The 10520-nt window shown below is 58.7% G+C and carries 14 protein-coding genes and 1 pseudogene; 1 reads left to right on the forward strand and 14 read right to left on the reverse strand.

Going from position 1 to position 10520, the window contains the following annotated elements; all coding sequences use genetic code 11:
• Positions 1-5: 5 nt before the first annotated feature.
• From LVD08_RS17550 to LVD08_RS17570, 5 genes are all read right to left on the reverse strand, one after another.
• Positions 6-662, reverse strand: a complete 657-nt coding sequence (locus LVD08_RS17550) for a DUF2931 family protein (protein ID WP_247268772.1) — start codon at positions 660-662, stop codon at positions 6-8.
• Positions 663-673: 11 nt separating this feature from the next.
• Entirely contained in the window at positions 674-1330 is a 657-nt protein-coding gene (locus tag LVD08_RS17555; protein ID WP_247268773.1) for a DUF2931 family protein, read from the reverse strand.
• An 11-nt stretch (positions 1331-1341) separates the two neighbouring features.
• Positions 1342-1998 carry a DUF2931 family protein gene (locus LVD08_RS17560; protein ID WP_247268774.1) on the reverse strand — a complete coding sequence of 219 codons (657 nt, stop codon included), beginning with the start codon at positions 1996-1998 and terminating at the stop codon, positions 1342-1344.
• Positions 1998-3539: a phospholipase effector Tle1 domain-containing protein gene (locus tag LVD08_RS17565; RefSeq protein ID WP_247268775.1), complete on the reverse strand. Its 1542-nt coding sequence runs from the start codon at positions 3537-3539 to the stop codon at positions 1998-2000. The genes LVD08_RS17560 and LVD08_RS17565 overlap by 1 nt, the downstream gene beginning before the upstream one ends.
• A gap of 139 nt (positions 3540-3678) precedes the next feature.
• Entirely contained in the window at positions 3679-4041 is a 363-nt protein-coding gene (locus LVD08_RS17570) for a DUF6124 family protein (RefSeq protein WP_247268776.1), read from the reverse strand.
• Positions 4042-4549: 508 nt separating this feature from the next.
• On the opposite strand from LVD08_RS17570, the gene LVD08_RS17575 reads away from it, so the two are divergent.
• Complete coding sequence (locus tag LVD08_RS17575) at positions 4550-5089, forward strand: thioesterase family protein (protein ID WP_095136509.1); 540 nt, start codon at positions 4550-4552, stop codon at positions 5087-5089.
• A 170-nt stretch (positions 5090-5259) separates the two neighbouring features.
• Here LVD08_RS17575 and LVD08_RS17580 read toward each other — a convergent pair whose 3' ends face one another.
• The 9 genes and pseudogenes from LVD08_RS17580 to LVD08_RS17620 form a co-directional block, all read right to left on the reverse strand.
• Positions 5260-5739 carry a GNAT family N-acetyltransferase gene (locus tag LVD08_RS17580; protein ID WP_247268777.1) on the reverse strand — a complete coding sequence of 160 codons (480 nt, stop codon included), beginning with the start codon at positions 5737-5739 and terminating at the stop codon, positions 5260-5262.
• Positions 5740-5752: 13 nt separating this feature from the next.
• Complete coding sequence (locus LVD08_RS17585) at positions 5753-5965, reverse strand: DUF4287 domain-containing protein (protein WP_247268778.1); 213 nt, start codon at positions 5963-5965, stop codon at positions 5753-5755.
• Between the two features lie 152 nt (positions 5966-6117).
• The gene (locus tag LVD08_RS17590) at positions 6118-6750 is read right to left on the reverse strand and encodes a cytochrome b (protein ID WP_247268779.1); all 633 of its coding nucleotides are present in this window, start codon (positions 6748-6750) and stop codon (positions 6118-6120) included.
• Between the two features lie 173 nt (positions 6751-6923).
• A complete protein-coding gene (locus tag LVD08_RS17595; protein WP_247268780.1) occupies positions 6924-7502 on the reverse strand; it encodes a LysE family translocator in 579 nt (192 codons plus the stop codon).
• Between the two features lie 68 nt (positions 7503-7570).
• On the reverse strand, positions 7571-8410 hold the full coding sequence (locus LVD08_RS17600) for a helix-turn-helix domain-containing protein (RefSeq protein ID WP_096796360.1): 840 nt from the start codon (positions 8408-8410) through the stop codon (positions 7571-7573).
• A gap of 72 nt (positions 8411-8482) precedes the next feature.
• Positions 8483-9181 (reverse strand): arsenical resistance protein ArsH, encoded by a 699-nt coding sequence (arsH, locus tag LVD08_RS17605; protein ID WP_007966871.1) that lies wholly within the window; start codon positions 9179-9181, stop codon positions 8483-8485.
• A 12-nt stretch (positions 9182-9193) separates the two neighbouring features.
• The gene (locus LVD08_RS17610) at positions 9194-9664 is read right to left on the reverse strand and encodes an arsenate reductase ArsC (RefSeq protein ID WP_247268781.1); all 471 of its coding nucleotides are present in this window, start codon (positions 9662-9664) and stop codon (positions 9194-9196) included.
• Positions 9665-9689: 25 nt separating this feature from the next.
• A complete protein-coding gene (locus tag LVD08_RS17615; RefSeq protein ID WP_098964418.1) occupies positions 9690-10037 on the reverse strand; it encodes a metalloregulator ArsR/SmtB family transcription factor in 348 nt (115 codons plus the stop codon).
• A gap of 185 nt (positions 10038-10222) precedes the next feature.
• A pseudogene (locus LVD08_RS17620) lies at positions 10223-10360 on the reverse strand (LysR family transcriptional regulator); the annotation flags it as partial.
• Positions 10361-10520: the final 160 nt, after the last annotated feature.

Consider the following 10520-nt stretch of genomic DNA (forward strand, 5'->3'; position numbering starts at 1 on the left):
ACCGCTTACCAACTACCGTAAGGGATACCGAATTTTTCGATATACCGCTTAGACTTTTCACTGACTGGATAGGCATAGCGCCCTCCGTGCTTCCCCTGCTCCGGGCCTAGCGGTTCAAGTTCGCCCTGGGCATGAGCTACTTGGATCGGTCGGTGACATGAGTCTCTAACCCATGCTTGAAGTACCCCACCCGGGGCCAGCCCCACGTAAAGCGAAGCCATGTACCGAGCAGTCCTTTCAGGAGTTTCCGGGCAACGCTGGTGCGTTGAATCCACCATCAATTGCCTCGCTGATTCTGGAATTTCAATGAAACCCTTGTAGGTCTTCTGCTCTGATATGGACTGCCAACGAACGAAGATGAGCTTTGGAAGATCGGCACCGGTTACCGGAATACCGGAACCACTGACCGCCCCCCAACCACGGGCTGACTCTGTGCCATCTTCTGGTTCACCTCCGGCGGCGGTGCTTCCGCCCGCCTTGAAAAACGTTCTGTTTTTGATGTCCAGGACGGAGCTGTCTTCCACCCAGACCTTCATGTAATCAGGTTCAGTGAAAGCCAGCCCCCACCAATCGGATCTCGGATCATTCTCGGCTGAAAGTGGGTCCGTAGTCTGGCATCCAGCTACCAGTAGAACGCTCAAAATTAATATGAATTGCTTCATTCGCGGACGGGTTACCAACTCCCGTACGGAATGCCGAATTTCTCTATATACCGCTTAGACTTTTCGCTGACGGGATACGCATATCGCCCTTGGTTCTTACCTTGACTAGGCCCCAACGGTTCAACCTCTGCCTGTGCTCTGGCGACTTTGGCAGGATGGTGGCATGAGTCTCGAACCCAGACTTGCACGACACCACCGGGCGCCAGGCCCAAGTAGAGAGACGCGTTATAGCGCCCCTCTTGTTCGGGTGTTTTTGCGCAGCGCTGATTGACGGACTCGAGCATGAGTTGTCTGGCTTCCTCTGGGATATCTACCCAGACCTTGTACGTTTGCGGTTCAACAATTGATTGCCAACGGACATAGATCCGTTTGGGAAGATCCGCACCAACAACACTTTTTCCGGTGCTTCCCACGCCGTGCCAGCCTCGCGCCGATTCTGTTCCGTCTTGAGGTTGACCACCTGACGCCGATCCACCTCCGGTGCGCAGGAACGTTCTCCCTTTAATGTCTTCGACCGAAGTGTCCTCAACCCAGACTTTCATGTAGTTGGGCTCAGTGAAGCCTAGCTCCCACCAAGGAGATTTGGGGTCGTTTTTGGCTGATAGCGGATAACTTGACTGGCAGCCGCTCATCCACAGGGCACAGAGTATCGTTACGAATTGCTTCATTGGCTTAAGGATTACCAACTCCCGTACGGTATGCCGAATTTATCGATATACCGCTTGGCCTTTTCGCTGACAGGGTATGCATAACGCCCTTCGTTCTTACCCTGACTCGGCCCTAATGGCTCGATCTCGGCTTGCGCCCGAGCGACCTTGACCGCGTGATGGCATGAATCTTTAACCCAAGCCTGCACAACTCCACCGGGAGCGAGTCCCAAGTAGACCGATGCCATAAACCGGGCTTCTCGGTCAGGCGTTTCCGGGCATCGTTTATTGGTGGATGACACCATCAGTTGCCTTGCCTGCTCTGGGATATCTACCCAGGCTTGCCAGGTTTTCTTTTCGACGATCGATTGCCATCGAACGTATATGCGGACGGGAAGACCGGCCCCGACCACTCGCTTTCCGCTGCCATCAACGATGGACCATCCACGGGCTGACTCGGTGCCATCTTCAGGCTCACCACCCGCCGCAGAGCCTCCATTGGCTTTGAAGAAAACCTTACCGGTGACGTCCTGGACAGAACTGTCTTCCACCCAAACCTGCATATAGTCAGGCTCAATGAAGGCAAGTTCCCACCATTCGGACTTGGGATCGTTTTTGCCGGATAGCGGGTCAGCAGACTGGCAGCCAGTCATGAACAACACGCAAATCAGGGTGACAAGTAATTTCATTACCAGAGCGTCCAGTCAGGTACGTGGGGGTGTTGCACACGAATCGAGTCGGTCGTAGGTGCATTGATATAGACGGCTCTTACACCGCTCCCATCTCTGCGACCCAAGGGATGGTTCCAATTTGCCGAGGTGTGAATGTACTTCAGCTTCAGCATCTCATCTTCTTGGGCAGTGACACTGTAATCACCTGCCAAAAAACGATCACATAATGCTTGAAGCTCTGAGGGAACGGCCAGTTCAGGTGTCTCTGGGATGTCCTTAAAGCGGACGCCCTTCTCTTTCGCCAACTTGTGCATCACTCGCAAGTAGACCCTGGACAATAGGCCGCTCACGGGGCGTTTAAGTTGCAGAGCGGCATAAATGCGTTTCATGCGTGGGCCGAAATCGTTTTTCGCTGAACCGGTCAAAAGAAGAGGATCAGGGGTGACGACCTCCAGCATTTCCGCAGGCCACCCGTTTGCAAGCCATTGTTCTCTGATTGTCACCGCGTCACGGTAGATCGAAGTAGAAGCCACCTCTGTGTATTGGGGTACCTCGAGGGTTTGCATTGGGCTGACTAGAACATTCTCTAGGGCATCTTCAAGGTAACCGCCGCCAATGTCGGAGTGGACACCCGGCAGAGTAATCTCAAGATGATCAGGTTTTACGCGACTCAAAGCGAAGTTGGCTCGACATTCGTCACGGGCCGTTAGCTGAACAACATCAGTGAAAAAACGCCGGTCCAGATACAACTTTATTCCCGTCGCCACTGGGCTTTGGATGTTGCCCAGATTGGACCAGCCAGCAACTGAAGGCACGGTGTCGAATAGACCAATAAAGCCCATGTTGATGCTGCTTTTGTATTGGTCATTGAAGGTTGAGCTGAAATCTCTGGCGTTGCTACGCAACACCTCCCCGAGAGGGCCTTGCTTACCGCGTGCAATTTCGTTGGCAAAGTGTCGCGCGGCGGCAGCCCCCCGACTGAACCCGAACGTGTCGAACGTCAATGAGGTAATTTCACTGTTGGGGTGGCTAGCCAACAGCCCCTCAATACGCAGCTTGATTTCTGAAAAAGAGAATTGCACACGACCGGCCACACCTGTTTCGCCTCGGCCAGTGCCAGCACCGAACTTGCTGTCTTCTTCACCCGAACGGGTACCGATGCCTTCGATATACACCACGCGGAATGCTTGCTTTTGCGCGCCATCACCTTCGGCACCTTGAGGGGCGTAGTACAAGTCACTCAGTTTTTGCACATTGCTGGTGTCATTGCCGTAGCTGCTGTCCGGGTCTTTCATGAACGGCTTGCAACTGGCGTCAATATCTTTGGCAGCAATGGGATGATGTGCACCGCAGAGCAACCCGGCGGCAGCGTTGTTGGCGTTATTGCCTGTGCCGTCGAAGAAAACTCCAATACGCAGTGCAATGCCAATTTTTTCACGCGCCGATGAAGGCTCTTTCCCATGCTTCTCATACTCAGCCCAACGCTGGGCATGAATATCGACGGGTTTGGCTTCTTCGTAGCGGTAGTTTTTCGGGGGGTTGGGAACGTAGCCACTCAATCCTTGATTCCTTGTTCTGATCCTTGAAGAACGGGCCGAAGGGTGACAGCCGAGGCTTGGGGGCGCAAGGCGTGGCTCTGTGCCAGCTCGGTTGAAATTGTTGGGTGCGACGAGGGTTTGGCTCGTCGCACGGGCATGGCTAGTGGGCGATTTCGAAGTTGTCGAGGGCCTGGTTTACGGCGAGTTCGCCGAGCATGACGACCTGGGCGATGCCCAGTGCGGTTTTGCGGTGGGAGGTGTCGAGTGTGGCGGCGAAGTTGTTGAGCATTTCGCTGGCGGAGCCGAGGGTTTCGCTGGCGTTGGCGAGCAGGGATTCGGTGTCGCACTTCGGGTTGGCGAGGTACATGGGTTCGGGATTGTGGGGGTTGGCCATGATTTGGGTGGCCGGGGACAGATAGTGGTCGAGGGCGCGTTCGGCGGCTTCGTGGAGCTTTTTGGAATCGAGGGATTCGTAGGGTGATGCGAGGTCGGTTTCTGGCGGGTTGGGTGTTGGTTTGATCATGGTGAAGCTCCTACGTCAAAAAAAGGGAGCCATCACTCTCGCTACCAAACGAGGGTGGCGGCCATGCGCAGGTTGGTAGACCGGGACGTAGAAAACCGGCGCGCCCGAAGACGCCCTGTGCATGACCACCATGAAGCCGTGTCGAACAGACACTGCGGAACATGATGCTTATGCAATCTACGAGAACTCAGGGCTACCAAACCCGATCACTGTTTTTCAGCGACCGACAGACGATAGAACCCGCGCCCTAGACGCACAAGCCGGCGGATTCTGGCGTACTCGTAGGCGATGGCGCAAGGCGTTGTAGGGCTTCGGTGGTAACGGCAGGCTTCGTTTAAACACCGCGATTATTTCCTGTTGATCCGACGGTTGAACGGGCTACCGATCCAGCACCCACCCGGCAATGATCGGAATGCACTGTTCCGTTCAAAAAAGTCATTTACGCACCTACCTCGCCATCGCCCGGGTCGCTAGAGTGCAGCGCTCTTTTCTACTGGCTGACGTACTGATGAATCTGTGGTTTCGATTGCTCTGCATGCTTTTTCGCCGACCGTGGCGCAAGCCGGTCAATGCGCTGGAATCCACCGTTATCCGCATGCGCGTGTGGCCGCTGGATCTTGATTTGAATCGGCACGTCACCAATGGTCGCTACTTCACCATGGCTGATGTCGGGCGCATGGATTTTGTGTTGCGCAGCGGCGCGTTTCGGGTGGCGCTGCGCGCTAAAGCGTTGCCGATCGTTGGCGATACCTGGGGTAAATTTCGGCGTGAGCTGAAGCTGTTTGAAGCGTTTGAAATTCACAGCCGGATGCTTGGCTGGGACGATAAATGGAGCTTCATGGAGCATCGCTTCGTGAGCAAGGGACGGGTGATCGGCGTGGTGGTCATGCGTGGGCTGTTTCGTTCGGCGAAAGGAACGATTGCGCCGGGTGAGTTTGTCAGGGAGTTGGGGCTGCCTGAGCAGTCACCCGAGATGCCGGAGTGGTTGACGTCGTGGTCGGCGAGTTGTGATCTGATGAGTCGTCAGCTCAGGGGTGAGGAGGTTTGAGTCATCGGGTGCCTGGATGATCGTGTTTATGGATGCAGTACGGTGTCGTTTGGGCTGGCGTCTTCGCTAGCAGGCTAGCTCCCACAGGTTTTGGGTCAGGCTTGGGAGGGTGTCTGGCCGGGCTGGCGCCATCGCGGGCGAGCCCGGCTCCCACAGGGATTGGGGGATGACTAATCTCGGTGGCGCGTCATGTTGATCAGCGCCACACGTCTGCCGCCCGGCGCAGCACGCTCTTCGATGGAGAACGGGACGAAGCCGAGTTTCGGGTAGAGCAGCAACCCAGCGGTGTTTTCGTTGAAACATGAAAGCTGCACTTCCCTGGCCTGATACTTTTCGAAACCGACGGCGGTCATGGTTTCGACAATGTAGCGAGCGACACCCTGGCCCCGGGCGTATGGCGCGACGATGACGTTGCCGATACAGCAGACGCCGTCGTGCTCGGCACGGTAGAAGTTGGCGAAGCCGACGAACTCGCCGTTGGCCAGAAATGCCGTGGAGTCGAAGCGCTGGCTGATCGCGGTGTGCATTTGTTCTTCCGTCAGCGGGTACTGCGCTTTCGGGAACATGAAGTACAACTCTTGAACGCCCTGCGGAAAGCCGCACAGGGTTTTGACGTCGTCGGCCGTCACTGGCCGGTGGGAGAAATTCATCGCTGCCCTGCCCTCACTTTTTAACCGTCAGATGATGCGCAACCAAGGCGTTGGCATGACCGTGGCCCATGCCGTGTTCATCCTTGAGCCACGCCACCAGTTCCATGTGTTTCTTGTCGGTGATGCCGGCGAGCAGGTTCAGCCAGTGATCGATGGGCTGGCCGTACTTTTTTTCGATGGAGGGGAAGTACGACGCCGGGCCTTTTACCTTGTTGTCTTCGCTCATGCTGCAAGCTCCCTTGGGTCACGACGGAGGGTCGGCGACGCTCCTTGTCGGCATGCCGTAGAGTGGACGCGAAGTGTGATTCGGGCAACTGCAGCGCTCTTCGAGACACCACAAAAACCTGTGGGAGCGAGCCTGCTCGCGAAGGGGCCGTGTCAGACGCCATCATCAGTGGCTGACACATCGCCTTCGCGAGGAGGCTCGCCCCCACCGGGATTGGGGGTTGGAGGAGGGCGGGGGTATTCGGTGCGGCCCGGCAACATCCGCACCAGCGTGTTATCCCGCACCCAGTAGTGGTGAAACAGCCCCGCCGCCGCGTGCAAGCCGATCAGCCAGTAGCCGGCGCTGCCCAGCGTTTCATGCCAGTACTTGAGCTGTTTGGCGAAGTCCGGGTCGATGGCGACCGGTGCCGGGACGTGGAAGCCGAAGTATGGGAACGGTTTGTCGGCGGCAGCGAGCATTAGCCAGGCGAGGATCGGCGTGGCGATCATCAGCACGTACAGCGCCAGGTGCATCAGGTGCGAGATGCCGGTCTGCCAGGCTGGCGGCTTCGGAGTGATCGGCGGGCGTGGGCTCAAGCGGCCGAGCAGACGCACCCAGACGAGGATGAAGATGCTCGCGCCGAACAGGCCGTGGAAGCCCATCAGCAGGCCGCGTGCTTCGCTGCCCTTGGGCATGTAGCCCTTGATTTCGACACAGGCATAGACGCCGACGAACAGCGCCAGCATCAGCCAGTGCAGGGTGATTGAGAGTTTTCCATAACGGGTGACGGCGGTGTCGCGAGTCATAACGTGCCTCGTGATTGTCGTGAGCGACGGTCTCGTCGCAATGGCAGGGCGAACCGATTGCACCACCCTGCCCTTGCAGCCTCAAGACCCCTTGCAGATTGCCCGCTCATTATCCTCACTTCACCTGCAAATTTTGTGAAAAAAACCTCTGTTATCTCACTCAACGCCTCGCCTCAGTTGTGCAGCAACGCAGCAGCGGATGACACCACCAGCAACACCGCCAGAATCCGGTTCAGCCACTGCAACTGCGCCGGATTGCTCAACCAGCGCGCAGCACCGCGACCGAGCAACGCCCACAGCGCCAGACTCGGCAACGACACCAGAAAGAACGCCAGGCACAACGCGTTCAAGCCCTGCCCTTGCGCGGTAAATACGCTGATCACGGCAATCGCCATCATCCACGACTTGGGGTTGACCCATTGCAACAGCGCGGCGCCGAGCAGGCCCAGCTCGGGTTTTTCCTCGCCGGCGGCGGGATCGATGGCAGTGGCCGGCGCGGTGAAGATCTGCCACGCCAGCCACAGCATCCAGCCCATCCCCAGCGCACTGATCACCGGGCGCACGCCGGGCAGCATCAGCGTACTGGCGCCAGCGCCGGCCACCCAAACCAAAGACGCAGCGCCCGCCCCCGCGCCGAGAATGATCGGCAGGCACGGCCGCCAGCCGCGTCGGGCGCTGGTGCTGAGGACGATCAGGTTGGTCGGCCCCGGGGTGACCGAGGCAACGAAGGCAAAGAGGATGAACGCAAGCATGGCACGGCCCTGTAGAAAGTCAGGGCCTACTGTGATGGCTGAGCAGCGTAGTGGTCTTGAACGTTTGTTCAGCGTCGAAACGTGCCGATGGCGCGTTGCTGATAGGCGCCCGGCGTGATGCCGTAGGCGCGCACGAACCAGCGGCCCAGATGGCTCTGGTCGGCGAAGCCGAGGCGGCTGGCGACTTCCACTGGCTGCATGCCGGCGGCTAGCATCTGCCGGCCACGGCTGAGGCGCAGCTGGATCAGCCACGCGTGCGGCGCGAGTCCATAGGCCGCCTTGAACGCGCGGGTCAGGCGAAAGCGGTCGGTGCCGCAGACGTCGGCCAGGGTTTGCAGGCTGATGTCCTGCTCGTGGTAGGCCACCAGGTAATCGCGTGCCTGCCGGGCGATCAATGGCGCGCGGTTGGCAGCGGTCGGTTGCGGTCGCCGGTACAGATGAATCGCCAGTCGTTCGAGCAACGCATCCAGCGCCACATCGCGCACCATGCGCACGTCCTGCTTATGCAGCGCATTGAACGCAAACAAGGTGGCGCGAGCCAGTTCGGGATCATCGTTGAGCACACTGCCGATCCCCGGCAAGCCGCTGCCGTAACTGCCCAGATGCAAACCGTCCAGCGCCTGCTCCAGCCACGAAGGTTGCAGGTAGAGCATGCGATAGGTAAAGCCGTCCGGGCTCGGCGCATCGCCGTCATGGATGTCGCCGGGTTCAAGCATGAAGACCTTGCCCGGCGTGCTGTCATGCCGCGCCCGACGGCTGTTGAAGCGCTGCACGCCTTGCTCGGTGAAGCCGATCAGGTAGGTTTCGTGCCAGTGCGGATCGTAGGCGTGCGCATGCCCGGCGAAATGCGCGTGCAGGGTTTCGATACCGGTTTCCCGGTCGCGGGCAAGGTCGATCCAGTTGCTCATGGCGTGCGTACAGTGGTGGGCTGGAGCCAGTAATCCACAATTGGCGCGTTGAGGCTAGAAGGTTTGTGCATTTCAGATCGAGCGTTGATTGACCCGCGCCATAAGTTGCTCGGCACTTTCCTTGCGCTCGGAATAGCGATCCACCAGAAAATCCTGGCGCTCGCGCAGCAGCACGGTGAACTTCACCAGCTCTTCCATCACATCAACCACGCGGTCATAAAACGCTGACGGTTTCATCCGCCCCGCCTCGTCGAATTCCGTGAACGCCTTGGGCACCGAAGACTGATTGGGGATGGTGAACATGCGCATCCAGCGCCCCAGCACGCGCAGTTGATTGACCACGTTGAACGACTGCGAACCGCCGCAGACCTGCATCACCGCGAGGGTTTTGCCCTGGGTCGGACGTACCGCGCCGAGTTCCAGTGGAATCCAGTCGATCTGCGCCTTGAACACCGCCGACATCGCGCCGTGGCGTTCCGGCGAACACCAGACCTGACCTTCCGACCACAGCACCAGCTCGCGCAGTTCCTGGACTTTGGGATGGTCGACCGGGGCGTCATCAGGCAACGGCAGACCGGACGGATTGAAGATGCGCGTCTCGGCACCGAAGTGCTCCAGCAAGCGTGCGGCCTCCTCCACCAGCAGACGGCTGAAGGAGCGTTCGCGGGTCGAGCCGTAGAGCAGCAGGATGCGTGGTTTGTGTTCGTGCGAAGGTGATGTGATCCGGCCTTCGAACAGCGTGTGATCAAGATTGGGCAAGTGCTCTGACATACGTCCTCCGGCTCAGAGGGAGCCGATGCGATCCAGTTCGCGCTGAAGCTCAACGCGGCTGAGTGATTTGAAAGGAAGACCGAGGAAGGTTGCGCAGCGGCGCTCGATGATCGCCAGCGTGGCACGGAACGCGGCATCCATTGCGGCCTCGTCACCGCTCACATCAGAGGGATCTTCCAGCCCCCAATGACATTTGATCGCCGGGCCGAAGTACACCGGGCAGGTTTCGCCCGCTGCCTTGTCGCAGACGGTGATGACGATGTCCGGCGGGTTGCCTTCAAAGGCGTCGTTGCCTTTGCTGTACAAACCGTCGATAGCGATACCGGCCTGCTGCAGCGTCGTCAGGCTGCGTGGCAACACCTGGCCCTTGGGGAAACTGCCGGCGCTCACCGCCTCGAAGCCCTCGCGCGCCAGATGATTGAACATGGCTTCGGAAAGGATGCTGCGGCAACTGTTGGCCGTGCACATGAACAGGACACGCATGGATAGCTCCGGGGATATTAGAAATTCAGCAGCACGCGGTTTCGCGGGCAGGACGGCCGTCCATGTTGTGCAGGCGACAGGCATTGTCCTTGAGCCAATCGGCGTTGGCCGTGGCCGTGACCTTGAGGATCTGGTGAACCCAATCCGGCAGATCCGGGTTGAGCCGGTAATAGACCCACTGACCCTGACGGCGATCGAGCAACAACCCATTGCTGCGCAGTTGCGCGAGGTGGCGGCTGATTTTCGGCTGGCTGTCGTCGAGGGCGCACATCAGCTCGCAGACACACAGCTCACCCTGCTCGGCAATCAGCAAGGTGGCGCGGGCACGGGTTTCATCGGCCAGGCTTTTGAACAGTTCGGTGGGGGTGAGCATAGGAGTGCGGGCTCGAACATATGGAAAACCGAATATACGGATATCCATATATTATTCAACCCCGGATGCGATCCCTTGTAGGAGTGAGCCTGCTCGCGATAGCGGTATGCCTGTGAAGCAGAAGTCGCCTGATACACCGCTATCGCGAGCAGGCTCACTCCTACAAGGGAATTGTGTGGGCAGGATCAGCCGCGTAACAGGCCTTGCTCCACCTCGCAAAGGCCGACGACATAATCCCAGACCACCCGCAGCCGTACCGACTTGTGCAGCTCGCGCCGGGTGCTGATCCAGTAGCTGCGCTCGATGCTGTCATCCGGCAGCAACCGCAGAACCCTGTGGGAGCGGGCTTGCTCGCGAAGGCGTAGTGTCAGTCGATATTTACGTCACAGACATACCGCCTTCGCGAGCAAGACCGCTCCCCCAAGGGGAGTTGTGTGGGGTGGGCTATCCGCGTAACAGGCCCTGCTCCGCTTCGCACAACCC

Source organism: Pseudomonas sp. YL2 (assembly GCF_023063025.1).
In the GTDB taxonomy this organism is placed as follows: Bacteria; Pseudomonadota; Gammaproteobacteria; order Pseudomonadales; family Pseudomonadaceae; genus Aquipseudomonas; species Aquipseudomonas putida_A.

What these genes read in the sequence shown, in the direction of transcription:
- LVD08_RS17550 (WP_247268772.1), bottom strand. Translation starts at nt 662, where the DNA reads ATGAAGCAATTCATATTAATTTTGAGCGTTCTACTGGTAGCTGGATGC.
- LVD08_RS17555 (WP_247268773.1), bottom strand. Translation starts at nt 1,330, where the DNA reads ATGAAGCAATTCGTAACGATACTCTGTGCCCTGTGGATGAGCGGCTGC.
- LVD08_RS17560 (WP_247268774.1), bottom strand. Translation starts at nt 1,998, where the DNA reads ATGAAATTACTTGTCACCCTGATTTGCGTGTTGTTCATGACTGGCTGC.
- LVD08_RS17570 (WP_247268776.1), bottom strand. Translation starts at nt 4,041, where the DNA reads ATGATCAAACCAACACCCAACCCGCCAGAAACCGACCTCGCATCACCC.
- LVD08_RS17575 (WP_095136509.1), top strand. Translation starts at nt 4,550, where the DNA reads ATGAATCTGTGGTTTCGATTGCTCTGCATGCTTTTTCGCCGACCGTGG.
- LVD08_RS17580 (WP_247268777.1), bottom strand. Translation starts at nt 5,739, where the DNA reads ATGAATTTCTCCCACCGGCCAGTGACGGCCGACGACGTCAAAACCCTG.
- LVD08_RS17585 (WP_247268778.1), bottom strand. Translation starts at nt 5,965, where the DNA reads ATGAGCGAAGACAACAAGGTAAAAGGCCCGGCGTCGTACTTCCCCTCC.
- LVD08_RS17590 (WP_247268779.1), bottom strand. Translation starts at nt 6,750, where the DNA reads ATGACTCGCGACACCGCCGTCACCCGTTATGGAAAACTCTCAATCACC.
- LVD08_RS17595 (WP_247268780.1), bottom strand. Translation starts at nt 7,502, where the DNA reads ATGCTTGCGTTCATCCTCTTTGCCTTCGTTGCCTCGGTCACCCCGGGG.
- LVD08_RS17600 (WP_096796360.1), bottom strand. Translation starts at nt 8,410, where the DNA reads ATGAGCAACTGGATCGACCTTGCCCGCGACCGGGAAACCGGTATCGAA.
- arsH (WP_007966871.1), bottom strand. Translation starts at nt 9,181, where the DNA reads ATGTCAGAGCACTTGCCCAATCTTGATCACACGCTGTTCGAAGGCCGG.
- LVD08_RS17610 (WP_247268781.1), bottom strand. Translation starts at nt 9,664, where the DNA reads ATGCGTGTCCTGTTCATGTGCACGGCCAACAGTTGCCGCAGCATCCTT.
- LVD08_RS17615 (WP_098964418.1), bottom strand. Translation starts at nt 10,037, where the DNA reads ATGCTCACCCCCACCGAACTGTTCAAAAGCCTGGCCGATGAAACCCGT.